This window comes from Pseudoxanthomonas composti (assembly GCF_004122095.1).
Taxonomy (GTDB): Bacteria; Pseudomonadota; Gammaproteobacteria; order Xanthomonadales; family Xanthomonadaceae; genus Pseudoxanthomonas_A; species Pseudoxanthomonas_A composti.
In genome coordinates this window covers 123,518-148,580 of sequence record NZ_SAWZ01000009.1, presented here as the reverse complement: position 1 = coordinate 148,580, position 25,063 = coordinate 123,518, and the positions used below count along the sequence as shown (strand labels likewise).

General features: G+C 68.6%; 21 protein-coding genes. 12 read left to right on the top strand and 9 right to left on the bottom strand.

Features of this window, described 5'->3' with window-relative positions:
- Nucleotides 1-106: 106 nt before the first annotated feature.
- The 5 genes from EPA99_RS15640 to EPA99_RS15620 form a co-directional block, all read right to left on the bottom strand.
- Entirely contained in the window at nt 107-613 is a 507-nt protein-coding gene (locus EPA99_RS15640; RefSeq protein WP_129472173.1) for a hypothetical protein, read from the bottom strand.
- A gap of 155 nt (nt 614-768) precedes the next feature.
- Nucleotides 769-3,093, bottom strand: coding sequence for a S9 family peptidase (locus tag EPA99_RS15635; protein ID WP_129472172.1), 2,325 nt, complete (start codon nt 3,091-3,093; stop codon nt 769-771).
- 329 nt (nt 3,094-3,422) lie between these two features.
- Nucleotides 3,423-4,079 carry a PAQR family membrane homeostasis protein TrhA gene (gene trhA / locus EPA99_RS15630; RefSeq protein ID WP_129472200.1) on the bottom strand — a complete coding sequence of 219 codons (657 nt, stop codon included), beginning with the start codon at nt 4,077-4,079 and terminating at the stop codon, nt 3,423-3,425.
- A 168-nt stretch (nt 4,080-4,247) separates the two neighbouring features.
- Nucleotides 4,248-6,275 (bottom strand): M3 family metallopeptidase, encoded by a 2,028-nt coding sequence (locus EPA99_RS15625; RefSeq protein WP_129472171.1) that lies wholly within the window; start codon nt 6,273-6,275, stop codon nt 4,248-4,250.
- A 77-nt stretch (nt 6,276-6,352) separates the two neighbouring features.
- Nucleotides 6,353-7,468, bottom strand: a complete 1,116-nt coding sequence (locus EPA99_RS15620; protein WP_129472170.1) for a PLP-dependent cysteine synthase family protein — start codon at nt 7,466-7,468, stop codon at nt 6,353-6,355.
- Nucleotides 7,469-8,000: 532 nt separating this feature from the next.
- Here EPA99_RS15620 and EPA99_RS15615 point away from each other — a divergent pair.
- The 4 genes from EPA99_RS15615 to EPA99_RS18775 all read left to right on the top strand — a co-directional run bounded on the left by EPA99_RS15615 (nt 8,001) and on the right by EPA99_RS18775 (nt 11,575).
- A complete protein-coding gene (locus EPA99_RS15615) occupies nt 8,001-9,146 on the top strand; it encodes an NAD(P) transhydrogenase subunit alpha (protein WP_129472169.1) in 1,146 nt (381 codons plus the stop codon).
- Nucleotides 9,143-9,442, top strand: a complete 300-nt coding sequence (locus EPA99_RS15610) for an NAD(P) transhydrogenase subunit alpha part 2 (RefSeq protein ID WP_129472168.1) — start codon at nt 9,143-9,145, stop codon at nt 9,440-9,442. Before EPA99_RS15615 ends, EPA99_RS15610 begins: the two co-directional genes overlap by 4 nt.
- On the top strand, nt 9,439-10,890 hold the full coding sequence (locus EPA99_RS15605) for an NAD(P)(+) transhydrogenase (Re/Si-specific) subunit beta (RefSeq protein WP_129472167.1): 1,452 nt from the start codon (nt 9,439-9,441) through the stop codon (nt 10,888-10,890). The genes EPA99_RS15610 and EPA99_RS15605 overlap by 4 nt, the downstream gene beginning before the upstream one ends.
- 514 nt (nt 10,891-11,404) lie before the next feature.
- Nucleotides 11,405-11,575 carry a hypothetical protein gene (locus EPA99_RS18775; RefSeq protein WP_164978673.1) on the top strand — a complete coding sequence of 57 codons (171 nt, stop codon included), beginning with the start codon at nt 11,405-11,407 and terminating at the stop codon, nt 11,573-11,575.
- Between the two features lie 30 nt (nt 11,576-11,605).
- On the opposite strand, the gene EPA99_RS15600 is transcribed toward EPA99_RS18775, so the two are convergent.
- The gene (locus tag EPA99_RS15600; RefSeq protein ID WP_129472166.1) at nt 11,606-12,904 is read right to left on the bottom strand and encodes a sensor histidine kinase; all 1,299 of its coding nucleotides are present in this window, start codon (nt 12,902-12,904) and stop codon (nt 11,606-11,608) included.
- Nucleotides 12,905-13,160: 256 nt separating this feature from the next.
- On the bottom strand, nt 13,161-14,030 hold the full coding sequence (locus EPA99_RS15595) for a LysR family transcriptional regulator (RefSeq protein ID WP_206733779.1): 870 nt from the start codon (nt 14,028-14,030) through the stop codon (nt 13,161-13,163).
- A gap of 129 nt (nt 14,031-14,159) precedes the next feature.
- Here EPA99_RS15595 and EPA99_RS15590 point away from each other — a divergent pair, with 129 nt between their 5' ends.
- The 5 genes from EPA99_RS15590 (at nt 14,160) to EPA99_RS15570 (ending at nt 18,480) form a co-directional block, all read left to right on the top strand.
- The gene (locus EPA99_RS15590; protein WP_129472165.1) at nt 14,160-14,642 is read left to right on the top strand and encodes a DoxX family protein; all 483 of its coding nucleotides are present in this window, start codon (nt 14,160-14,162) and stop codon (nt 14,640-14,642) included.
- A gap of 32 nt (nt 14,643-14,674) precedes the next feature.
- Nucleotides 14,675-15,397, top strand: a complete 723-nt coding sequence (locus EPA99_RS15585) for a pirin family protein (protein WP_129472164.1) — start codon at nt 14,675-14,677, stop codon at nt 15,395-15,397.
- A 204-nt stretch (nt 15,398-15,601) separates the two neighbouring features.
- Nucleotides 15,602-16,426 (top strand): alpha/beta fold hydrolase, encoded by an 825-nt coding sequence (locus tag EPA99_RS15580; protein WP_129472163.1) that lies wholly within the window; start codon nt 15,602-15,604, stop codon nt 16,424-16,426.
- 227 nt (nt 16,427-16,653) lie between these two features.
- Complete coding sequence (locus tag EPA99_RS15575) at nt 16,654-17,424, top strand: 3-keto-disaccharide hydrolase (protein WP_129472162.1); 771 nt, start codon at nt 16,654-16,656, stop codon at nt 17,422-17,424.
- A gap of 126 nt (nt 17,425-17,550) precedes the next feature.
- A complete protein-coding gene (locus EPA99_RS15570; protein ID WP_129472161.1) occupies nt 17,551-18,480 on the top strand; it encodes a hydroxypyruvate isomerase family protein in 930 nt (309 codons plus the stop codon).
- 16 nt (nt 18,481-18,496) lie between these two features.
- Here EPA99_RS15570 and EPA99_RS15565 read toward each other — a convergent pair whose 3' ends face one another.
- Both EPA99_RS15565 and glmS read right to left on the bottom strand, forming a co-directional pair.
- Nucleotides 18,497-19,282 carry a thioesterase family protein gene (locus tag EPA99_RS15565; protein ID WP_129472160.1) on the bottom strand — a complete coding sequence of 262 codons (786 nt, stop codon included), beginning with the start codon at nt 19,280-19,282 and terminating at the stop codon, nt 18,497-18,499.
- 210 nt (nt 19,283-19,492) lie between these two features.
- Nucleotides 19,493-21,337, bottom strand: a complete 1,845-nt coding sequence (glmS, locus tag EPA99_RS15560) for a glutamine--fructose-6-phosphate transaminase (isomerizing) (protein ID WP_129472159.1) — start codon at nt 21,335-21,337, stop codon at nt 19,493-19,495.
- Nucleotides 21,338-21,544: 207 nt separating this feature from the next.
- Between glmS and EPA99_RS15555 the strand changes: the two genes are divergently transcribed.
- From EPA99_RS15555 to EPA99_RS15545, 3 genes are all read left to right on the top strand, one after another.
- Nucleotides 21,545-22,822 (top strand): efflux RND transporter periplasmic adaptor subunit, encoded by a 1,278-nt coding sequence (locus EPA99_RS15555; RefSeq protein ID WP_129472158.1) that lies wholly within the window; start codon nt 21,545-21,547, stop codon nt 22,820-22,822.
- A 183-nt stretch (nt 22,823-23,005) separates the two neighbouring features.
- Nucleotides 23,006-23,725, top strand: a complete 720-nt coding sequence (locus EPA99_RS15550) for an ABC transporter ATP-binding protein (RefSeq protein ID WP_129472157.1) — start codon at nt 23,006-23,008, stop codon at nt 23,723-23,725.
- Nucleotides 23,726-23,737: 12 nt separating this feature from the next.
- A complete protein-coding gene (locus tag EPA99_RS15545) occupies nt 23,738-25,060 on the top strand; it encodes an ABC transporter permease (protein ID WP_129472156.1) in 1,323 nt (440 codons plus the stop codon).
- Nucleotides 25,061-25,063 lie beyond the last annotated feature (3 nt).

Sequence of the window (25,063 nt, the reverse complement as noted above, 5' to 3'; positions counted from 1 at the left end):
TTTTGGAAGGGACATCCATGTCCCTTCCAAAAACGACGCGCGTCCTGCGCGTCGCCCTTCGGGTTTGACCGTCGGCCTCCGCCCGACCTCAAGGGGGGGGGATAGGTCAAAAGCAAAGAGCAACAGCAGGAGCAACAGCGACGGCGACGGCGACGGCGACGGCGACGGCGACGGCGACGGCGACGGCGACGGCGACGGCGACGGCAGAATGAAGCATCTGGCTCTGCACCGGTCGGTACAAGCCTCCAGCTCCGCTTTGGCTCTTGCTCTGGTTTTGGCTCTCGCTCTGACTGGCTCTTGCCCTGCTTTGGCTTTTGCTTTGCCTTGGCTTTTGATCTGGCTCTTTGCTTTGCCTTTGACCTTCAACCCCCGTGAGGCACGGCGGAGGGGCGAGGACAAGACCCGCAGGGCGCCACACATGGATGTGTGGCGTTTTCCGAAGGGACATGGATGTCCCTTTGGAAAATCCCTCGACCCGCAGCGGACCCGCGAAGCGGGCGTGCCGCCCGGGGCGTGTTTCTTTGCCTACCTTTCTTTGCACGAGCAAAGAAAGTAGGTCGTGCGGCGAAGCCGCACGAAAGCTCTTGATCTTGCTTTCGATCTTGATCTTCATCTTGGCTTTCGCCACGGCATCGGCATCGGCATCGGCATCGGCTTAAAACTCAAAGCTCCCGCCCAAACCTCAACGCAGCAAAAACCAACAAAGCAAAAGAGCCGGAGCTGCTCACCAGCCCCGGCTCTCCTCATGCCATCCGCAAGAGAAAACGATCAGTCCTGCGGCATCTTCAACTCCACACCCTTCGGCGGCGTGGCGCCCATCAGATACTCGACGAAGTAATCCCAACGCCGACGCGTCACGTATGGCGTGACCTTGCCGTAGCCATGCCGCGCATTGGGGATCATCAGCATGTCGAAATCCTTGTTGGCCTTGATCAGCGCATCGGCCACCAGCAGGCTCGAATAAGGCGGCACGTTGTCGTCCAGCGTGCCGTGCGCCAGCATCAGCTTGCCCTTGAGCTTGGCCGCATGATTCTGGTTGGCCTGATCGTCGTAGTTACTCTTGCCGTCCTTGCTGATCAGCTCGCCGTGATAGCGCTCGGCCCAGTCGTCCTCATAGCCCCGGTTGTCGTGATTGCCGCTCTCGGACCAGGCCACCTTGAAGAAGTCCGGATAGCGCAGCATCGCCCCGGTGGACGCGTTGCCGCCGCCGGAATGGCCCCAGATGCCGACCCGCGCCAGGTCCATCCACGAATAGCGCGCGCCCAGCTCCTTCAGGCCCGCAACCTGGTCGGGCAGCGTGTTGTCGCCCATGTCGCCATACCACGCATCGTGGAAGGACTTGGAGCGCCACGGCGTGCCCATGCCGTCCAGGGCGACGACGATGAAGCCCAGCTCGGCCAGCGACTGGTTGTCGCCGTGGCCGGCCAGGAAGCTACGGCCGCGCACCGAGCCCACCTGCGGACCCGGATAGATGTAATCGACCACCGGGTACTTCTTGGCCGCATCGAAGTTGGCGGGCTTGAACATCACCCCGTACAGGTCGGTCTTGCCGTCGCGGGCCTTGACCGTGAACGGCACTGGCGGCACCCAGCCGGCGGCCTTCAGGCGCGTGATGTCGGCGGTGGCCACCTTGCGCACGATGCGGCCGGTGTCGCTGCTGCGCAGCGTGGTGACGGTCGGCTCGGTGGTGGTGGAGGCGGCATCGACGAACAGCTTGCCGTCGGGCGAGAGCGAGACGATGTGGTCGCTGGCCTCGGGCGTCAGCAGCGTCGGCTCGCCGCCGTCCAGGCTGACCTTCCAGAACTGCTGGTAGTACGGATTGACGCCCTCGGTCCGGCCCACGCCGCGGAACCAGGCGGTGCGCGAGGCGGCATCGACCTTGAGCAGCTCGGTGACATTGCCCTGCCCGCTGGTGATGGCGTGCTTGAGCTTGCCGCTGCCCAGGTCGTACAGGTACAGCTGGCCCCAGTCGCTGCGCTCGGAGAACCAGACCGCCTCGTTGGTCTCGGGCAGGTAGGCCCAGCTGGCCGTGCCGTTGCCGCTTTCGTAATGGGTCTTGACGTGTTCGGAGAACACGGTGCGCACCTGGCCGGTGGCGGCATCGGCGATGCGGAACCAGGCGTCCTTGTGGAAGCGCGAGGTGGACACGAAGGCCACCGTGCGGCTGTCCGGCGCCCACTTCACGTCGTCCCAGCCACCGTCGTTGCCGCAGCTGATGTCGTCGCACTGCGTGGAGCGGTGCTGGTCCGGTTCCATCTGCAGGCGGGTGAGCTTGCGGGTCGGCACGTCGATGATGACGCGCTCGATCATGGTCACGTCCTTGTCCCCCGGCAGCGGATACTTCCAGGCGTGCAGCTTGGGCGCACCGACATTGGTGGTGACCAGGTACATGTCGCTGCTCTTGCGCTGGTCCTGCTGGAAGGTGGCGATCTTGCGCGAGTCCGGCGACCACTCCAGGATGGCCGCGTCGGTGTGCTTCCAGCCGGCGTTGTCGGTGGCGTAGCCGTAGTCCTTGATGCCATCGGTGGTCAGCTGGGTCTCCTTGCCGGTCGCCAGGTCGCGCACCCACAGGTTCCAGTCGCGGATGAAGGCCTCGGACTTCTTGTCTGGCGACAGGTTGCCCGGCTCGGCGCCGGCCTTGGCGTAGACCTTGGCGCAGCGCGCCTTGGCATCGCAGGCCACGTCGGTGCCGCGCACGGTGAAGCGGAGGCGCCCCTGCGCGTCCAGCGCCATCCCGCGCGAGGAGATCTTTTCGACCTTGATCGGCTTGTCCCTGGTCTCCAGCAGCCGGTCCAGCGAGGCGGCCAGCGCCTTGCCATTGAAAAGCGGGGCGGTCTTGCCCGTAGCAGCGTCGGTCAGCAGCAGGTGGTCGCCGCGCGCATCGTGGTCGGTGTAGACGAAGCGGCCTTCGTCCAGCCAGGTGACGCGGCTGACGGCGTGGTCGACCAGCAGTTGCGCGTTGTAGCTGTTGAGCGCATCGGCCCGCAGGTAATCGGCGGCGGTCAGCGTGGAGGTCTGGGCGAGCGCGGGCGCGGCAAAGGCGCCGAGCAGCAGGGCCCCCAGCAGGGGCGAGGACGTGATGGTGGCGGACATGACCCTTCTTTTCGACGATGGAACGCGGAAGACCCAACGCCGCGGCAAGGCGCGCGGCGGGGCCCCCGATCCTACCGGCTCGCCACAGGCCCGCCCCATGCCAGAGGTCCCAGGCGGACCCTGCGAGGGGATGAACCTTGAGGAATCAGTCGCTTGCAAAGACCCCAACGCGCAGCTGCAGCATCCGGATGCGCGAAGCCGGCCCGCGCAGCGCGGGTGCGCCGCGCGGAAGACGCACCCGTGCGCGCGGGCCCGGCCCCCTGCCCTATGCTGACCCTCGATCCGACCGGCCAAGCCTCCGCCAGGCTGGCCTGCTGACGCCTACGCGCTCAACCCGCCTGCTGCGGTCCCACGCACAGCAGCATCGCCGCCCAGTGCACGATCGCCGCGGCCAGCACGTGGCCGTGCCAGATGGCGCGGAAGTACACCAGGCGCTTGCTCATGTAGAAGAACACGCCGATGGTGTAGATCAATCCGCCCGCGGCGATCAGGATCAGCACCGGCATGTCCAGGCTCTGCACGATGGGCTTGACCGCGGCCATCCCCACCCAGCCCAGCAGCAGGTAGATCGCCACCCAGAAGCCCTTGCCCAGTCCGGGCAGGCAGAGCTTGGCGAACACGCCGAACAGGGCGATGGCCCACACCGTCAAGGTCATCGACCACTGCCAGGTGCCGGACAGGGCGTGCACCAGCAAGGGCGTGTAGGACCCGGCGATCATCACGAAGATGCCGGCGTGGTCCAGCTTGCGCAGCAGCGGCTGGCGCGAGGCGCGCGCGAAGTTGTAGGCGGCCGAGCACAGGAACATCGTGGCCAGCCCGATCACGTAGACCACCACGGCCGCCACCATGGCGCCGTCGGCATGCAGGGCCGAGCGCACGATCAGGAAGCTGCCACCGAACACCGCCAGCAGCAGGCCGGAGATGTGCACCCACAGGTCGGCGCGGCGCGCCCCGCGCGTGCGGTAGTGGCGCGATGGCAGGGCGATGGTGGTCTCAGTCACGCACGCGTTTCCTCGACGGCAGGGCTGCTGACGACGAAGTGTAGCGTCGGCCTTTGTAGACTTCGATGACAACCCTCGCCACATCCTGAACTGGCGTGGCGAGGGTGCGAGCGGTCACGCGCGCCGCTTGCCGGCTTGCCTGCTTTGAAGACCTCAGGCCGCCATGCCGCTGTGGCGCAGCAGTGCGTCGATGCTGGGGGCGCGTCCGCGGAAGGCGGTGAAGTTCTCCAGCGCGCCGCGGCTGCCGCCGCGCGACAACACCTCGGCGCGGAAGCGCGCGCCGGTGGCCGCCAGCTGGTCCGGGGCTTCCTCGAAGGCGGCATAGGCATCGGCGCTGAGCACCTCGGCCCACTTGTAGCTGTAGTACCCGGCCGCATAGCCGCCGGCGAAGATATGGCTGAACTGGTGCGGGAAACGGTGCCAGGACGGCGGGCGATTGACCGCGACCTCGTCGCGCACGCGCTCCAGCAGCGCCATCACGCTGTCCTGCGCGGGGTCGAAGCGGCTGTGCAGCTCCATGTCGAACAAGGCGAACTCCAGCTGGCGCACGGTGAACATGCCGCTCTGGAAGTTCCTGGCCGCGATCATCCTGTCGTACAGCGCGCGCGGCAGCGGCTCGCCGGTTTCCACGTGCGCGGTCATCTCCTGCAGGCGCTCCCACTCCCAGCAGAAGTTCTCCATGAACTGGCTGGGCAGCTCCACCGCGTCCCATTCCACCCCGTTGATGCCGGCCACGGACAGCTCGCCGACTTCGGTCAGCAGCTGGTGCAGGCCGTGCCCCATCTCGTGGAACAAGGTGATCACGTCGTTGTGGGTGAAGGTGGCCGGCGCCCCGTCCACACCCTTGCCGAAGTTGCACACCAGGTAGACCAGCGGCGTCTGCTGCTGGCCGTCGGCGCGATGGCGGCGGTTGCGGCAGTCGTCCATCCACGCGCCGGCGCGCTTGCCTTCGCGGGCGTACAGGTCCAGGTAGAACTGGCCCACCAGCCGGCCGGTGGCATCCTGCAGGCGATAGAAGCGCACGTCCGGGTGCCACACCGGCGCTTGGTCTGCCACCACGTCCAGGCCGTAAAGCGCCTTGATCACGCCAAACAGCCCCGCCAGCACCTTGGGCTCGGTGAAGTACTGCTTCACCTCCTGCGCCGAGAAGCTGTAGCGGGCCTGCTTGAGCTTCTCGCTGGCATAGGCCAGGTCCCAGGGCTCGAGCGTGTCCAGGCCCAGCGTGTCGCGGGCGAAGGCTTCCAGCTCGGCGCGGTCCTGCCTGGCGTAAGGCAAGGCGCGGCCGGCCAGGTCGCGCAGGAAATCCAGCACCTCCTGCGGGCTGCGCGCCATCTTGGTGGCCAGCGAATACTCGGCATAGCTGGCAAAGCCCAGCAACTGCGCCAGCTCGGTGCGCAAGGCCAGGATGCGCGCGATCAGCGGGGTATTGTCGAACTTCTCATCGCCGGTTTCCGAGGCGCGCACGCCACTGGCGCGGTACAGCGTCTCGCGCAGCGCCCGGTCCTCGGCATAGGTCTGCACCGGCAGGTAGCACGGCATCTGCAAGGTGAACTTCCAGCCCGGCTGGTCGTCCTCCTTGGCCGCGGCGCGACAGGCGCTGACCACGTCGGCGGGCAGGCCGGCCAGGTGCTGCTTGTCCTTGATCCAGAACTCGTACTCGTCGGTGGCATCGAGCACGTTGTCGGAGAACTTGGCCGACAGGCTGGCCAGTTCCTCCCGCACCGCGGCGAAGCGGGCCTTGGCCTCATCGGGCAATTCGGCGCCGCCCAGGCGGAAATCGCGCAGGGCGTTGTCCAGGCTGCGGGCACGGGCCGGGTCCAGGTCCTGGGTGCCGCTGGCCTCGGCCAGCGCGCGGTACTGCGCGAACAGCGCCAGGTTCTGCCCCAGCGCGCTGGAGAAGCGCGTGACCTTGGGCAGGTTGTCGTTGTAGGCCTGGCGCAGCGCGGGCGTGTTCATCGTGCCCTGCAGATGGCCCACCTGGCCCCAGGCGCGCCAGAGCTTCTCGGTCGCGTCCTCCAGCGGCACCACGAAGCTCTCCCAGGTCACCGGGCTGACCGTCTCGGCATGCTTCACGGCAGCTTCGGCCTGGGCCAACAGGGCGTCGATGGCCGGGGTGACGTGCTCGGGGCGGATCGCATCGAACTTCGGCAGGCCGGAGAAATCGAGCAGCGGGTTGGTCATGACAGGCTCCTGGTGAATCGGGACAAACAACTTCGCAGAGATGGGGCTTGGCGCGCGGCATCCAAGCCCTGGGGCGCTCAGCCGGGCCGGCCTTCCTGGCAGGACTGCGGCAGCTCGGGCAGCGGCGCGCCGGCGACCGCGGCGGCCACGGCCGCATCGGCCTGGACGACATCGATGCCGCGCGCGCCGTACCAGTCCTCGGCATAGTAGCTATGCGCGTAACGGTCGCCGGCATCGCACAGGATGCTCACGATGCTGCCGGCGCGGCCGGCCTTGCGCATGCGCTGGGCCGCGGCCAGCACGCCGATCAGGTTGGTGCCAGTGGAACCGCCCACCCGCCGCCCCAGCGCGGCGCTGGTCCAGCGCATGGCCGCCAGGCTCAGTGCGTCGGGCACCTTGACCATGGCATCGACGCAGGCCGGGATGAAGCTCGGCTCCACGCGCGGGCGGCCGATGCCTTCGATGCGCGAGCCGCAGTGGTGCAGCAGCGAGGCATCGGCGCAGCCGTCGAGCGCGCCGCGGTAGTAATCGAAGAACACCGAGTGTTCCGGGTCGGCGCAGAGAATGCGCGTGGGGTGCTGGCGGTAGCGCACGTAGCGGCCCAGGGTGGCGCTGGTGCCGCCGGTGCCGGGGCTGCACACGATCCATTCCGGGGTCGGGTGCGGCTCCTGCGCCATCTGCTTGAAGATCGACTCGGCGATGTTGTTGTTGGCGCGCCAGTCGGTGGCGCGCTCGGCATAGGTGAACTGGTCCATGAAGTGCCCGCCACGCTCACAGGCCAGCTGCGCGGAGGTGGCGTTGATGGCGCCCGGGTCGTCCACCAGGTGGCACTGCCCGCCATAGAAGGCGATGGCGGCGATCTTCTCCGGCGAGGTGCTGGCCGGCATGACCGCGATGAAGGGCAACCCCAGCAGACGCGCGAAGTAGGCCTCGGACACGGCGGTCGAGCCGCTGGAAGCTTCCACCACCGGCGCGCCTTCGCGCAGCCAGCCGTTGGCCAGCGCGTAGAGGAACAGCGAGCGCGCCAGCCGGTGCTTGAGGCTGCCGGTGGGGTGGCTGGACTCGTCCTTGAGATAGACCGCGATCTCCGGGTAGCCCGGCAAGGCCAGCGGGATCAAATGGGTGTCGGCCGACCGGTTGAAATCGGCCTCGATCTTGCGGATGGCGGAGGCCACCCAGTCGCGCTGCGACATGGACTTGGAGACACGGTGCGGAAGAGAGGCCAATTCTACCGTGGCATGACCACGGCGCCGGCCGGGGACGATGGCAGACATGCGGGTGTCGGCCATTCGGCGCAGCGAGCGCTGCGTAGGCGCTGAACCAGTGGCGCATGCGATGCGCTCACGCCAGGCGGTCTTGCGCAGCGTCATGCAGGCCGCCTGCGGCCTTGATGCGTGGTGCACCTCCACATTGCCAGGCCCTGCGCCAAGCTGCGCTGCAGCACGCCGATGCGGGCCAAAGCCCACACGCGCGCGTATGGAACACCTGCAACCAGGCCTGCGGAAATCGCATCAAATCGCAAGGCTGACAAGCGCGGCAATCGTGATAAAAGGACGCGCGGCGTTTCCCGGCGGCCACAGGCCGTTTTACGTGCAATGAAGCCCTCGGGCGCCGCGATGGAGACCGTGCCGTCCGCATCGGCAGGCGTGCCCCGGCGTCGGGGTCGCATGTCCGGTCGCGGCGGTCCACTGCCATCCACCTTCCATGTGATCCACAGGACCATCGATGACTGCCCTGTCTACACCATCAGCCCAGGTGCTGGTCGTGCGCGAGACCGCACCCGGCGAGCGCCGCGTGGCGGCCACACCGGAAACCGTTAAGAAGCTGGTGGCGCTGGGCGCCACCGTGCACGTGGAGGCCGATGCCGGGCTGTCGGCGGGCTTCACCAACGCTGCCTATGAGGCCGCGGGCGCCAGGCTGGCCGATGCCGCCTCCCCCGGCGCGGCCAACCTGGTGCTGTGCGTGCAGTCCCCCACCGTGGCCGCGCTGGCGCAACTGTCGCCGTTCGCCGCCATCGTCGGCACACTGCAGCCGCAAGCCGATGAGGCGCGCGCCGCGGCGCTGTCCGGCGACACGCGCAAGGTCTTTCCGCTGGAGCGCCTGCCGCGCACCACGCGCGCGCAATCGATGGACGTGCTGAGCTCGCAGGCGGGCATGGCCGGCTACAAGGCCACCTTGATCGCCGCCGAGCTGGCGCCGCGTTTCTTTCCGATGCTGACCACCGCCGCCGGCACCATCCGCCCGTCCAAGGTGCTGGTCATCGGCGCCGGGGTGGCCGGCCTGCAGGCCGTGGCCACCGCCAAGCGTCTGGGCGCGCAGGTGGAGGGCTTCGACGTGCGCCCGGAAACGCGCGAGCAGATCGAATCGCTGGGCGGCAGGTTCCTCGACCTGGGCGTGAGCGCGGCCGGCGAAGGCGGCTACGCGCGCCAGCTGAGCGAGGACGAGCGCACCGAGCAGCAGCGTCGCCTGGCCGAACACCTGAAATCGGTCGATGTGATCGTCTGCACCGCCGCCGTGCCGGGCCGCCCTGCGCCGAAGATCGTCAGCGCCGACATGGCGCGCGGCATGAAGCCAGGCAGCGTGATCGTCGACCTGGCCGCCGAGACCGGCGGCAACTGCGAGCTTACCCAGCCGGGCCAGACCATCGAGGAGGCCGGCGTGGTCATCGCCGGTCCGCTCAACCTGGCCAGCATGGGCGCGGTCCACGCCAGCGAGATGTACGCCCGCAACGTCTACAACTTCGTGGCGCTGTTCCTGAAGGACGGGCAGATCGCCTACGACTGGAACGACGAACTGCTGGCCAAGACGGTATGGCCGGCCGCGCCCGCGCAGAAGCCTTCTTCCACGCCCCTCCAGGAGCCGACCCCATGAGCGACGGGTTCGTTGCGCTGTACATCTTCATGCTGGCGGCCATCGCCGGCCACGTCATCATCTCGCGCGTGCCGGTGATCCTGCACACGCCGCTGATGTCCGGGTCCAACTTCATCCACGGCATCGTGCTGATCGGCGCGATGGTGGTGCTGGGCCATGCCGACACCACGCTGGAGAAGGTGCTGGGCTTCCTGGCGGTGCTGCTGGGCGCGGGTAACGCCGCTGGCGGCTATGTGGTGACCGAGCGCATGCTGGAGATGTTCAAGTCCAGCAAGAAGCCGGAGTCCAAGCCGTGAGCCTTGCGCCTCTGCTGGACTGGCTGGTCAAGGCCAGCTACCTCGTCGCCGCCACGCTGTTCCTGCTGGGCCTGCAGCGCATGGCCTCTCCCAGGACCGCGCGCAGCGGCATCCGCTGGGCTGGCCTTGGCATGTTGATCGCCACGGTGGCCACCTTCTTCCTGCCCGAGCTGCACAACATTCCGCTGATCCTGGCGGCGATTGCGATCGGCGCCGGTGCGGCGTGGTGGTCGGCCAAGAAGGTCGCCATCACCGACATGCCGCAGATGGTGGCGCTGTACAACGGCATGGGCGGCGGATCGGCCGCGGCCATCGGTGCGGTGGAGCTGTTGCGCTACGCCTTGCTGCTGCGCCGGGACACCTCCAACTGGAGCGAGGCGGCCATCGCCGAGCTGGCCGCGCGCCACCCCGGCACCGCCACCCTGGTGCTGGCGGCGATCGGCTCGGCCATCGGCGCGGTCTCGCTGTCCGGCTCGGTGATCGCCTGGGCCAAGCTCGACGGCCGCCTGGACAAGCGCGTGACCTTTCCCGGCCAGCAGGTGTTGAACCTGGTCGTGGCCGTGGCGATGGTGCTGCTGGGCGGCTGGGCCGCACTCACGCTGGACCCGATCGCCATCATCGCCTTCTTCATCGTCGCGCTGGCCCTGGGCGTGCTGATGACGCTGCCGATCGGCGGTGCGGACATGCCGGTGGTGATCTCGCTGTACAACGCGTTTACCGGCCTGGCCGTGGCCTTCGAAGGCTATGTGCTGGGCAACGAGGCGCTGATCATCGCCGGCATGATGGTCGGCGCGGCGGGCATCCTGCTCACGCGCCTGATGGCCAAGGCGATGAACCGGCCGATCAGCGGCGTGCTGTTTTCCAACTTCGGGGGCGGCGGTACCGCGGCGGAGATCACCGGCTCGCAAAAGCCCATCGAGGCTGGCGACGTGGCCGCGATGATGGCCTTCGCCGAGCGCGTGGTCATCGTGCCCGGTTACGGCATGGCCGTGGCCCAGGCCCAGCACAAGATCTGGGAACTGGCACAGCGCCTGATCGAGCGCGGGGTGAAGGTAAAGTTCGCCATCCATCCGGTCGCCGGCCGCATGCCGGGCCACATGAACGTGCTGCTAGCCGAGGCTGGCGTGCCCTACGATTTGATCGCCGACATGGACGACATCAATCCGGAGTTTGCCAACACCGACGTTTCGCTGGTGATCGGCGCCAACGATGTGGTCAACCCGGTGGCCAAGACCGACCCGGCCAGCCCGATCTACGGCATGCCCATCCTGGACGTGGTGGAGTCGAAGAACACCATCGTGATCAAGCGCGGCAAGGGTACCGGCTTTGCCGGCATCGAGAATGCCCTGTTCTACGCCGACAACACGCGCATGCTCTACGGCGATGGCGCCGAAGCCGCCAGCGCGCTGGTCAGCGAGCTCAAGGCCATGGACGGCGGCGGGCACTGACGTCCGCCGACTCATGCGGGCGCCGTGGTGGACAAGCTTCGCGTTGTCCACCCTACGTGGGGTGGATGGCGTTTCTTCCATCCACCATCGTCGCGAAACGAATCACGTATGCGCCGCCGGGCGCCAGCCTTGGTCGCGGCGGATGACTTGGTGGACAAGCTTCGCGTTGTCCACCCTACGCTCCCGTCGCCGTAGGGTGGATGGCGCTCTTCCATCCACCATCGTCGCGAGACGAACCACTTGTGCGCGGCAAGACGCCAGGCTTGGCCGCGGCCGACGCGTGGTGGACAAGCTTCGCGTTGTCCACCCTACGTTCGCCCATCGCCCGTCGGGTGGAGGGCGCTCTTCCATCCACCATCGTCGCGGAATGGGCAACTGCGGCGCGGCGCTTGCCGAGTGCAAGCGTTTCCACATCATCCACCCTTGCAATTCAGGCCTCCGGTGAAGGCAGGCTTCACCCGGGCGCTGCGAGAATGCGCACGACCCGACCCGGACCAGCCGTTCCTTGACCACCATGTGGGCCCTGCTGCTACCGCTCGTGATCGTGCTGCTGGTGATCGCCGCTTCGGCGACCCTGGACCAGGCGATCAGTCTGCTGATGCATGTCCGCCGCCGTGCCCATGCCCGCCAGCGACTGCCGCAGTCGTTGCGCACGCACGCCACGCAGCGCGCCGCGATCCGCTGACACCCGGCCCGACGCGCACCGGTCCGCGCGTCAGCCCGCCTCCTTCGGCTGCGTGCACAGATCCAGCGTCGCCACCGTGCCGCCGCCGTTCGCGGGCAGGAAGCTCAGCGTCCAGCCCAGGTGCCCGCAGAGCTTGGCGATCAGCTCCAGGCCGATGCCGCCGCCATCGCGTGAGGCGCCCCGCGCCATGCGCGCGTAGATCGCGCTGACTTCCTCCGGGGTCATGCCATGGCCCGGATCGGCGATGCGCACCTGGCCCTGCGCCGAGAGCGCGACATGGATCACGCCGCGGTCGCTGTGCTCGATGGCGTTGCGTAACAGGTTGCCCACCACCACCTGCACGATCACCGGCGGGGCCAGCACGCGCACGCCCGCGGCCAGGTCCAGCATGACCTGCAGGTCCTTGCCCACGGCCAGGTGCGCGTGGTCGGCCACCAGCTGCCGCAGCAGCACGTCCAGCTCGACGTCCTCGCTGCTGCCGCGGGTCCGCGCCGGGTCCTTGGCCAGGACCAGCAGCGAGGTGATCAGATGCTCGACCGAGCCTGCGGTCTGGCGGATGCGCGTCAGCTGGGTGCGCATCTGGGTCGGCGTGGCGTTGTCGTCCAGGCCGAGCTCGGCCGCCCCGCCGATGACGGCGATGGGCGTGCGCAACTCGTGGCTGACGCTGTTGACGAAGGCGCGCTCGCGCTCGACGAAGCGATCGTTGCGCGCCAGGTAATCGTTGAGCGCCTCGGCGATCACGCCCTGCTCGGCGCTGGCGCGTGGATCCAACGGCAGCGACTGCCCGGCGCGGTCCGGGCGCAAGGCGCGGATGCGTTCGGCCAGCTCGCTCAAGGGGCGGATCACCCGCCCCATGCCCCAGGCCACCAGCAGGCCCAGCAGCACCACGGCCAGCACGTTCGAGGCCAGCATCCACAGCCCCAGGTTGTCCTCGTGCCCTTGCAGCTCGGTGATGTCCAGCGCCAGCACCAGGCGGCGGCCATCGACGTCGCGCACCAGGACCACCTTGTCGCCCTGCGGCGTGCGCACCCCGTCGTAGATGCCGGGCCCCAGCCCCTGGTAGGCGGCAGGCACCGGCGACTGGTCGTCGTCGCCGAACAGCTGCACGGTGTCCGTATCGGTCCAGCGGTAGCGCGCGTCCTCGCGCGAGCGCTGCAGGAAGTGCTGCAGCTCGGACTCCAGCAGCGAGCGCCAGGTCACCTGCTCGGCCTGCTCGTTGACGATGTAGCCGTGCAGGAACACCGCCAACGACAGCAGCGCGGCGTACAGCACCAGCCAGGAGGTGACCTGCAAGCGCAGGCCGCGGCGGCGGCGGGGCTTGTTCGTCATGTCAGGGGGCCGGCCACGACGTGCGCGGCGGCAGCTGGGCGATGGATGTCCATGCCGCCGATGGTAGAGCCAGCGCGTCGGAGCTTTGTCGGAAGGCCAATGCGTACCGCCGATCGCGGCTGTGCGAGCCAGCGCGGCAAGATCGACTGGTCAGCGAGGTCAGGCCGATCCTCAGGCCCACACCCGCGCCGCGACGCGTGCATGGGGTGCTCACCTGTCCGCCCCGGCCTGGCGCAGGCGCGGCCGCCGTGCCGCCCTAGCCCGCATGCAGGCTGCTGGTCATCAGGAAATCGACGAAGGCCCGCACCAGCATCGAGGTCTGGCGGTGCTGCGGGTACAGCACGCTGACCGGCAGGGGCGGCGGCGCGAACTCGGCCAGCACCGGCTGCAGCGCCCCGCGCTCCAGTCCTGCGCGCACCAGGAAATGCGGCAGGTGGGCGATGCCCTGGCCCTGCACGGCCGCCTCGCACAGGACCTCGCCGTTGTTGGCGCGCAGGTGGCCTGCGACTTCCACGCCCAGCGTGCGGCCGTCCCGCTGAAAGCTCCACAGCCCCCTGCGGCCGTGGCCGTACAACAGGCAGGCATGCGCGCGCAGTGCGGCCGGCTCGGCCGGCGCGCCATGACGCGCCAGGTAGTCCGGGCTGGCGCAGGTCACCATCTGGGTCAGGGCGATGCGCCGCCCTACCAGGGTGGACTCGGCCAGCTGACCGATGCGCAGGGCCAGGTCGTAGCCCTCCCCGACCAGGTCCACGGCGCGGTCGTTGAGGTCCACCGCCAGCTGCACGTCCGGATAGGCCTGCAGGAAGCGCGGCAGCAGCGGCGCCAGGTGCAGGGTGCCGAAGGACATCGGCGCGCTGATGCGCAGCGTGCCGCGCGGGCGCGCGCCCTGCCGGCTGATGGCGCTCTCGGCCTCCTCCACCGCCGCCAAGATCTCCCGCGCCCGTTCCAGGTAGGCCAGTCCCAGCGGCGTGGGGCTGAGCTTGCGCGTGGTGCGGTTGAGCAGGCGCACGCCCAGTCGCTGCTCCAGCGCCATCAGCTTGCGGCTAACCAGCTGCTTGGACGTGTCCAGGCGCTCGGCCGCAGCGGTGAAGCTGCCAGCGTCCAGGACTTCCTGGAAAAGACGCATGTCCTCCAATGCATTGATTGTCATCTGGTGCGTGACGGTTATTCGTTGGAAATGGAATTTATCTCCCCGGACGGTCACAACACAATGCGCTCCATGGTCAACCGACCCCGCACACCCGGAGCCCACCCCATGAACACCGCCGCGCTGTCCCCGCTGTCCAACCCCGCCGTTTCGCCCGTGGCCTCCACGGCGGCTGCCGCGCCGCTGGCCGCCGTTGGCCGCTTGCTGTTGGCGCCGCTGTTCCTGAGCAGCGGCATCGCCAAGCTGCTGGCGCCGGCCGCCACCGTGGCCTATATCGCCTCGGCCGGCGCGCCGCTGCCGCAAGCGGCCTACGCCTCGGCGGTGGTGGTGGAAGTCGGCATCGGCCTGGCCTTCCTGCTGGGCCTGCACACCCGCGCCGCCGCGGCGGTGCTGGCGCTGTTCACGGTGGCCACCGCGCTGCTGTTCCACAGCGGGAGCGACCAGAACCAGGTCATCCACTTCTGGAAGAACCTCGCCATCGCCGGCGGCCTGCTGTCCTTCGTCGCCTTCGGCGGCGGCGCCTGGAGCCTGGATGCGCTGCGCGAACGCGCACGCCTCCAGCGTGCCGAGCTCGAACACGCCCTGTCCTGATCCCTCACCACCGCCCACAAAGGAGCATTCCCATGAACGATGTCATCAAGTCCACCATGCGCGGTGTCGCCGACCACGGCTGGCTGTCCTCGCGCCACACCTTCTCCTTCGGCCATTACTACAACCCGAACTTCATCGGCTTTTCCGACCTGCGGGTGATCAACGACGACCGCGTGGCGCCGGCCAAGGGCTTCGGCACGCATCCGCACCAGGACATGGAGATCTTTTCCTACGTGCTGGAAGGCGCGCTGGAGCACAAGGACAGCATGGGCACCGGCTCGGTGATCCGTCCGGGCGATGTGCAGATCATGAGCGCCGGCAGCGGCGTGGCCCATAGCGAGTTCAATCACTCACCGGAGGCCGGCGTGCACTTCCTCCAGATCTGGATCATGCCGGCGGTCAAGGGCGCGCAGCCGCGCTACCAGCAGCAGTTCTATTCGCCCGAGCAGAAACGCGGCCGCCTGCAGCTGGTGCTTTCGCCCAATGGCGCCGATGGCTCGCTTGAGATCCGCCAGGACGTGCGCGTGTATGCCGGTCTGTTCGATGGCGAGGAAACCGCCACCCTGAAGCTGGCCGGCCACCGCCACGCCTATGTGCACGTGGCCCGTGGCGCGGTGGAGGTCAACGGCCAGGCGTTGGGCGAAGGCGATGGCCTGCGCCTGCGCCAAGTCGAGGCGATCACTCTGGCCAAGGGCGCCGACGCCGAGGTGCTGGTGTTCGACCTGCGCCCCAACGAGCTGCCCGGCATGCATTGACACCCCGGCGTCCTGCCCGCGTCCATGCGGCGCGGGCAGGACCGCACGCCGCGCGTTCCCACACCGATGCGCGCTGGATCTGGCCTCACCTCACCCAACGCGCGGGCATGCAAGCCTGCATGCCCGCCCTCTCGGCCGCGCCCGTCCAGGTAACGCCATCCCATACCTGCGCTTCAACCACCCACTGCCATAAGGATTCCCACCATGAGCAAGTTCGTGACCGTCAAAGATGGTGCCCAGATCTTCTACAAGGACTGGGGCACCGGCCAGCCCGTCGTGTTCGCCCACGGCTGGCCGCTGTCCTCCGATGCCTGGGACCCGCAGATGCTGTTCATGGGCCAGCACGGCTACCGGGTGATCGCCCACGACCGCCGCAGCCATGGCCGCTCCAGCCAGACCTGGGATGGCAACGACATGGACACCTACGCCGACGACCTGGCCGCGGTGCTGGAAGCGGCCAACGTCACCGACGCCATCCTGGTTGGCCATTCCACCGGCGGCGGCGAGATCAGCCACTACGTCGGCCGCCACGGCAGCAAGCGCGTGGCCAAGCTGGTACTGGTCGGCGCGGTGCCGCCGCTGATGCTCAAGACCCAGGCCAATCCCAACGGCACGCCGCTGGAGGTGTTCGACGGCATCCGTGCCGGGGTGGCCGGCGACCGCTCGCAGTTCTATCGCGAGCTGACCACGCCGTTCTTCGGCGCCAATCGCGACGGCGCCAAGGTCACCGACGGCATGCGCGAGAGCTTCTGGCTGCAGGGCATGGCCGGCGGCGTGAAGGGCCAGTACGACTGTGTCCACGAGTTCTCCGAGGTGGACTACACCCAGGACCTGAAGAAGATCGACAAGCCCACCCTGGTGATCCATGGCGACGATGACCAGATCGTGCCGATCGATGCCTCTGGCAAGCTGTCGGCCAAGCTCATCGAAGGTGCCGAGCTGAAGATCTACGCGGGCGCCCCGCACGGGCTGACGGTCACGCACGCCGATCGCTTCAATCAGGACCTGCTGGCCTTCGCCAGGGCCTGATCGCCGCGGGCACCGGGGACGCTGCGCAGTCAGCGCTTCGATGCTGGCGAACCGAAGGGCCGGTCCGTTTGTGCCGGCCTTTTCGTTGCAGCGCAGCTTGACCTTGCTGCACCCCAGCATGGAAGGTCGGGTTGGATCGATTGAATCCAACGAAATCCTGGTCGGCCGCTGGCGCATGCCCGTCATCGCGGCGACCGATCCTCCCACCATACCCAAGAGTGCTGCGCATGCCGATCAACGTCCCCCGCCTGGCCTTGCTTTCCACCGCCGTCCTGACCCTGCTGGCCGCGTGCGCCAAGGCGCCCGATGCCAGCCCGCCCCCGGCCGCGCCCAGTGCCGCCGCACCGGCGCAGGCGCCGCAGTCCGCCGCCGAAACCCCGGCCGCCAGCGATGACGAGACTGGCTTCACGCCGCTGTTCGATGGCAGCAGCTTCGCCGGCTGGCACCTGTACAAGAAGCCGGGCGAGCCGGTCACCGGCTGGGCCGCCAAGGACGGGGCGATCGAGCGCATCAGCGGCGGCGCGGACCTGATGACCGACCGCGACTACGGCGACTTCGACCTGCGCTTTGAGTGGAAGATTTCCGAGGGCGGCAACAGCGGCGTGTTCTATCGCGCCAACGAGAACAACGAATTCGCCTACTGGAGCGGCATCGAGTACCAGGTGCTGGACAACGACCGCCACCCGGACGGCAAGAACGGGCCGGACCGTCATGCCGGCGCGGTCTACGCGATCTACCCGCCGCAGGGCGCGGTGCCCAAGCCGGTGGGCGAGTGGAACCAGAGCCGCATCGTCGCCCAGGGCGCGCATGTCGAGCATTGGCTCAACGGCGTCAAGGTCGCCGACTACACGCTGTGGTCGCCGGAGTGGAAGGAACGCGTGGCGCAGACCAAGTTCAAGGACTGGCCGGACTACGGGCAGGCCAAGCAGGGCCGCATCGGCCTGCAGGACCATGGCGATGCGGTGAGCTTCCGCAACCTGCGCATCCGCGAGCTCTGACGCACGCCCCCCGCGCAGGCCGCTGCTCGCCAGGCAACGGCCTGCGTCGGTTTGACGCCGCTGCCTGCGGAGCTACCGCCTCGGCATTGGCGACACCCGCTTCCTCATCGCACCCGGAGGCCCCGCATGCACCGCCGCCATTTTCTCGGGACCCTGGCTGGCGGCGCGCTGGCCGGCACAGGCCTTGGCGCCGCCTTCGCGCAGACCGGCGCTGGCGCGTCGCCAGAGGCAGGCAAGAAGTTCGCGCTGAAGTTCGCCCCACACCTGGGACTGTTCGAGCATTCCGCCGGGCGCGACCCCATCCGGCAGATCCAGTTCATGGCCGACGCAGGCTTCAGCGCCTACGAGGACAACGAACTGATGGGACGCCCGGTGGCCCTGCAGGAACGCATCGGCCAGACCCTGGCAAAGAACGGCATGACCATGGGCGTGTTCGTGATCGATGCCGGCGACAACTGGAAGATCTCCTACGCCACCGGCGCGGCCGAGTTCCGCGAGCGCTTCGTCAAGCGCTGCCGCGAAGCGGTGGAGGTGGCCAAGCGCGTGGATGCCAAGTGGATGACGATTGTCCCGGGCTTCGCCGAGGCCAAGCTGCCGCTCGGCCTGCAGACCGGCCATGTCATCGATGCCATCCGTGCCGGCGCCGAGGTGATGGAGCCGCACGGGCTGGTGATGGTGATGGAGCCGCTGAGCGACCGGCCCGACCTGTTCCTGCGCACCTCGGCGCAGAGCTACGCGATCGCCCGCGCGGTGAACAGCCCGTCGGTGAAGATCCTCTACGACCTGTACCACATGCAGCGCAACGAGGGGAACCTGATCGCCAACATCGACCTGGCCTGGGACGAGATCGCCTACTTCCAGATCGGCGACGTGCCCGGGCGCAACGAACCGGGCACCGGCGAGATCCACCACCTCAACGTGTTCCGCCACATCCAGGCGCGCATGCGCCAGGACAAGCGCGACTTCGTGTTCGGCATGGAGCACGGCAAGTCGCAGGAGGGCATCGAAGGCGAGCGCCGCCTGCTGCAGGCCTATCGCGAGGTCGACGTCGGCTGAAGCGCCTTGCCGGGGTTCAGCCCTGCAGGCCCGGGCGCACGGTCAGGCACTGGGACACCATCCCCAGTGGACCCTCGATATCGTGCAGCACGCTGTGGGTCAGCCCCATGCCCTCCGGGCCGAAGGCCACGCTGGTCTGGAAGCCCACCCACTCGCCGACCGGCACCCGGAACAGGTGCGCGCCCAGGTCCAGGTTAGGAAACGCCACGCGCTGCGGCGCCACGCGCACGGCCGAACCGTTGGCCACGTCCACCAGCCCCAGCAGGCGCGCGGTGCTGCTGACCGGCGTGTCGGCCAGCAGCGGCACGGGCGTGCGCGCCCAGTAGCTGGCCGCACCAGGCGCGGCCTGGTGACGGCGCAGTTCCACGCTGCGCACGAAGCCGCCGGGCCACAGATCGCCCATGTCCCAGGCGGGCAAGTCCTCCCAGGCGGGCATCGGCGCGGCCTCGCACCCGGCCAGCGCGCGCGTATCGCAGGCGGCCATCAGCCAGGCGCGCAACACCAGGCCCACCCGTCCGCCCTGACGCAGCCGCGCCTCGACCAGCTCGATGGTCTTGCCGGGCCTGACGATCTCGATCTCCACTTCGAACGCGTCCATCGCCAGCTTGCCCAGGATGTCGTAGCTGGCCCGGCCGATGCGCAGGCCATCGTCGCGGCGTGCATCGCGATGCGCCTCGACCAGATGCGCCAGCAGGCCCATGGACGGCGCGATGTGCTGCTCTTGGATGTTCCAGGCCCCAGACACCGCCTGCGTGGGCAGGAACCGCATCGGCCCGACGGCCTGGAAATAACTCGCGTGCATCTGTGCCACACCCAACTCTGAAAAGCCGGGCGCTATTGAAACATGCGCCCGGCGTCGGCCGGGCTTGCGCGCGTTTGCGCCGCAAGGACGTGAACAGCCGCGCACGTGCGCGCGCAAGACGTGGACTGAGCCACGCGCGCAGGCGAGGACCGCGCCGGGCGCATCACCCGGCGTGCAGGCCACGGGCCAGCCCGCGGCCCTCGACCGGACTTACTCCACCGTGACCGACTTGGCCAGGTTGCGCGGCTTGTCCACGTCGGTGCCGCGCGCCAGGGCGGTGTGGTAGGCCAGCAGCTGCACCGGGATGGTGTGCACCACCGGCGAGAGCACGCCGGTGTGGCGCGGGGTGCGGATGACATGCACGCCCGCCGATTCGCTGAAGTTGCTGTCATGGTCGGCGAACACGAACAGCTCGCCGCCGCGCGCGCGTACTTCCTGCATGTTGGACTTGACCTTCTCCAGCAGGCGGTCGTTGGGCGCGATGAACACCACCGGGATGGTGTCGTCCACCAGCGCCAGCGGGCCGTGCTTCAACTCGCCGGCCGGATAGGCCTCGGCGTGGATGTAGGAGATCTCCTTGAGCTTGAGCGCGCCTTCCAGCGCGATCGGATAGCTCAGGCCGCGGCCAAGGAACAGCGCGTTTTCCTTGCCGGCGAAGCGCTCGGCCCATGCGGCGATCTGCGGCTCCAGGTTGAGCGCGTGCTGCACGCTGCCGGGCAGGTGGCGCAGCTCTTCCAGGTACTGGGCCTCGGCCTGCGCCTCGATCTTGCCATGCAGCTTGCCCAGCACCACCGCCAGCTGGAACAGCGCGGCCAGCTGGGTGGTGAAGGCCTTGGTCGAGGCCACGCCGATCTCGGCGCCGGCGCGGGTGTAGCAGACCAGCTCGCTGGCGCGCGGGATCGCGCTCTCCGGCACGTTGCAGATCGACAGCGTGTGCAGGTGGCCCAGCGACTTGGCGTATTTCAGCGCCTCCATCGTGTCCAGGGTTTCGCCGGACTGGGAGATGGTGACGATCAGGTGGCGCGGATTGGCGTAAGCGGCGCGGTAGCGGTACTCGCTGGCGATTTCCACGCTGCACGGCAGGCCGGAGATCGCCTCGATCCAGTAACGCGCGGTCATGCCGGCGTAGTAGCTGGTGCCGCAGGCCAGGATCTGCACGCCTTCGATGCCGCGCAGGACCTCATCGGCACGCTGGCCGAACAGGCTGGCCGGGAACCCGCCGGCATCGATGGCCGCCTCGATGGTGTCGGCGATCGCGCGCGGCTGCTCGTGGATCTCCTTCTGCATGAAGTGGCGGTAGGGGCCCAGCTCCAGCGAGGCCAGCGACACGTCAGAGACATGCACCTCGCGCTCCACGCGTGCATCGTCGGCGTCGTAGATCGCCACCGAGGTGCGCGAGATGTCCACCGTGTCGCCTTCCTCCAGGAAGATCACCTGGCGCGTGGCCTGGATGATGGCCGACACGTCCGAGGCGACGAAGTTTTCGCCCTCGCCCAGGCCCACCAGCAGCGGGCAGCCCATGCGCGCGCAGACCAGGCGCTCGGGCTCGGCGCGGCTGACCACGGCCAGGGCGTAGGCGCCGGTCAGCTCCTTGACCGTCTTCTGCAGCGCGATCAGCAGGTCGCTGCCGGCAGCCAGGTGGTGATGGATGAGGTGGGCGATGACCTCGGTATCGGTCTGCGACTCGAAGCGGTAGCCCAGGGCGGCGAGCTTCTCGCGCTGCGCCTCGTGGTTCTCGATGATGCCGTTGTGCACCAGCGCCACGCCGTGGCTGATGTGCGGGTGCGCATTGGCCTCGGTCACCCCGCCGTGGGTGGCCCAGCGGGTGTGGCCGATGCCCAGGGTGGCGGCGAAGTGCTCGCCCTGCGCGGCCGACTCCATCTCCGACACCCGCCCGGTGCGACGCACGCGCCGGACCTGGCGGTCGGGCGCCTTGCCGGCATCGACCACGGCAATGCCGGCCGAATCGTACCCACGGTATTCAAGGCGCTTGAGGCCTTCGATCAGGACCGGAACCACGTCGCGATCAGCGATCGCTCCCACAATGCCGCACATCCGCAAGCCACCTTATGACAACGTCCACAGACAGGACATTCTACCGGTGACGTCCGCCGTGTCCCGGAGCGGACACCGCAGTGTCCGGCGAGTGTCCGGCGGACACTGCGGACAAGGCACCTAAGCGCGCACCGTCTTACTTTTCAATGAGTTGCGATTGGCACGCGATCTGCGTTGCCTTGTGCGAATCCCAACGCGACCGCAACGATGGCCATCCGTGACACCTCCGCCCAGGACATCCCCGTCGGCCACGGCAGCGACCGCGGCCGTCCGCTGCGCAAGTGGATCTGGCCCGGGGTCGCCGTGCTGATGGTGCTGGCCGGCATCGGCTTGGTCGCCCGCGGCTGGCTGTCTTCGGCGCGCTCCTTCGATGCGGCGCGCGTGCGCATCGCCGAGGTCAAGCAGGGCGACCTGGTGCGCGACATCTCCGCCGATGGCCGCGTCATTGCCGCCAACAGCCCCACCCTCTACGCCATCTCCAGCGGCACGGTGACGCTGAAGGTGGTGGCTGGCGATGTGGTCAAGCAGGGCCAGGAGCTGGCGGTGATCGACAGCCCCGAGCTGCGCAGCAAGCTGGCCCAGGAGCAGGCCACCCTGGCCGGCCTGGAGGCCGAGGCCGACCGCGCCAGCCTCAATGCCACCCTGGCCCGCGCCTCGGCGCGCAAGGTCACCGACCAAGCGCGCATCGACCAGAGCGCCGCCCAGCGCGACCTGGACCGCTACCAGCGCGGCTACGACGGCGGGGTGATCCCGCAGGTGGACCTGGCGCGCGCCCAGGACTCGGTAAAGAAGAGCGACATCACCCTGCAGCACGCCCTGCAGGACGCCGGCCTGCAGAGCCAGGGCGCGGACCTGGATGCCCGCAACAAGCGCCAGCTGGCCGAGCGCCAGCGCGCGGTGGTGAGCGAGGTGCAGCGCCAGGTCGATGCGCTGACCCTGCGCGCGCCCTTCGATGGCCAGGTCGGCCAGGTGCAGGCCACGCAGTACACCAACGTGGCCGCCAACGCGCCGATCCTGGGCGTGGTGGACCTGTCCAAGTTCGAGCTGGAGATCAAGGTGCCGGAGAGCTTCGCCCGCGACCTGGTCATCGGCACCCCGGCACAGCTGACCAGCGGCAGCGGGCAGCCGTTCCCGGGCGAGATCTCGGCGGTGTCGCCGGAGGTGGTCAGCGGCGAGGTCGCCGCGCGCATCCGCTTCACCGACCGGCAGCCGCCCGGCCTGCGCCAGAGCCAGCGCATGAGTGCGCGGGTGCTGCTGGATACGCGCAAGAACGTGCTCAAGGTCGAGCGCGGCCCGTTCCTGGAGCAGTCCGGCGGCCGCTACGCCTATGTCATGGAAGGCGACACCGCCGTGCGTCGCCCGGTCGAGCTGGGCGTGTCCAGCCTGGGCGAGGTGGAGGTCAAGTCCGGCCTCAAGCCCGGCGAACGCGTGGTGGTTTCCGGCGCCGATCAGTTCGGCGACGAACCGCGCGTGCGGATCAACTGATGCACCTCTCTCTTTCCATCGGCTGCCAAGGCGGCGGGTCATCCACTGCACGATGGCTCTCTCTCCGGACACGAAGTTGCAACCCGCTCACGGGGACCCGCACCGGGCCGGTGGCTTTTTCTTCCCTCGCAGCACCCTCGATCCCACTCCCTCTTCCAACGAATCACCGCCAGGAGTTGTCCCATGCTTGAGATGCGCGCTGTTTCCAAAGTCTTCCGCACCGAACAGGTGGAAACCCATGCGGTGCGTGCGCTGGACCTGCACGTGAAGGAAGGCGAGTTCGTCGCCGTTACCGGCCCGTCTGGCTCGGGCAAGACCACCTTCCTCAACATCGCCGGCCTGCTGGAGACCTTCACCTCCGGGGTCTACATGCTCGACGGGCAGGACGTGTCCGGGCTCAACGACAACGCGCGCAGCAAGCTGCGCAACCAGAAGATCGGCTTCATCTTCCAGGGCTTCAACCTGATCCCGGACCTGAACCTGTTCGACAACGTCGACGTGCCCCTGCGCTACCGCGGCATGAGCGCGGCCGAGCGCCGCGAGCGCATCACCGATGCGCTGACCCGCGTGGGCCTGGGCTCGCGCCTGAAGCACTACCCCTCCGAGCTGTCCGGCGGCCAGCAGCAGCGCGCGGCCATCGCCCGCGCCCTGGCCGGCAGCCCGCGCCTGCTGCTGGCCGACGAACCCACCGGCAACCTGGACTCGCAGATGGCGCGCGGGGTAATGGAGCTGCTGGAGGAAATCAACGCCGCCGGCAGCACCATCGTCATGGTCACCCACGACCCGGAGCTGGCCGCGCGCGCCCAGCGCAACGTGCACATCGTCGACGGCCAGGCCACCGACCTGGTGCGCGAGCCGCGGCTGATCGCGGCGGCCGACGCACCCGTCCAGTCCCACGCCTGAGGCGAGGTCCGCATGTTCGGTTACTCCCTGCAGCTGGCCTGGCACAGTCTGCGCCGCACCCCGGCGCTGACCGCGTTGATGGTGCTGTCCATCGCCGTCGGCATCGGTGCGGCGATGACGACGCTGACGGTGATGCGCCTGCTCTCGGGCGACCCGCTGCCGGGGCGTAGCCAGCAGATCTTCTACCCGCAGCTGGACCCGATGCCGAACGAGAAGCCACGCCCGAACCCGCCGGACGTGCTGGACTACACCTCGGCCATGGACCTGTGGCGGGCCAAGCGCGCCGATCGCCAGGCGCTGGTGGTGGATAGCCCGGTCAAGCTGCGCGCCGCCGACAGCGGCGCACCGGCCACGATGAGCTCGATGTTGTCCACCCACGCCGACTTCTTCCCGATGTTCCAGGTGCCCTTCGCCTATGGCGGCAGCTGGAGCGCGGAGGACGATGACCGGCGCGCACGCGTGGCGGTGATCTCGGCCGACCTCAACCAGGCCTTGTTCGGCGGTGGCAACAGCGTCGGTCGCAGCCTGCGCATCCGCGACAGCGAGGTCCGCATCGTCGGCGTGCTGGCGCCCTGGCGGCCCACCCCGCAGTTCTACACGCTCGCCGGTGGCCGCTTCTCCCAGGGCGACACGGCCAACTTCTACCGCAAGACCCAGGACGTGTTCGTCCCCTTCCAGACCGCGCTGGAAATCAACGACGGGCACTTCTACCAGTTCACCTGCTGGGCACAGCCGCCCACGCCCGGGCACCTGCAGAACGCCCCTTGCGTGTGGGTGCGCCTGTGGGTGCAGCTGGACAGCGCGGCCAAGCGAGCCGACTACGAACGGTTCCTGGCCGACTACGCCAACCAGCAGCAGGCCCTCGGCCGGATCCGCCACGCCGGCAATACCCGCCTGCTGTCGCTGATGCAGTGGCTGGATTACAACCGCGTGGTTCCCAGCGACGTGCGCCTGCAATCCTGGATGGCGCTGGCGTTCCTGGCCATCTGCCTGTTCAACACGGTCGGCCTGCTGCTGGCCAAGTTCCTGCGCCGCAGCGGCGAGATCGGCGTGCGCCGCGCGATGGGCGCCTCGCGGCGCGCGATCTTCCTGCAATGCCTATCCGAAACCGGCCTGATCGGCCTGATCGGCGGCACCCTGGGACTGGCCCTGACCCTGCTCGGGCTGTGGAGCGTGCGCAGGCAACCGGTGGAGTACGCCGACCTGGCGCGGATGGACCTGCCCATGTTCGCGGCGACGTTCGCCCTTGCCATTGCCTGCAGCCTGATCGCCGGGCTGTTCCCTGCCGCCCGCGCCAGCCGCATCGCTCCGGCGATGCAGGTCAAGACCCTGTGAGGC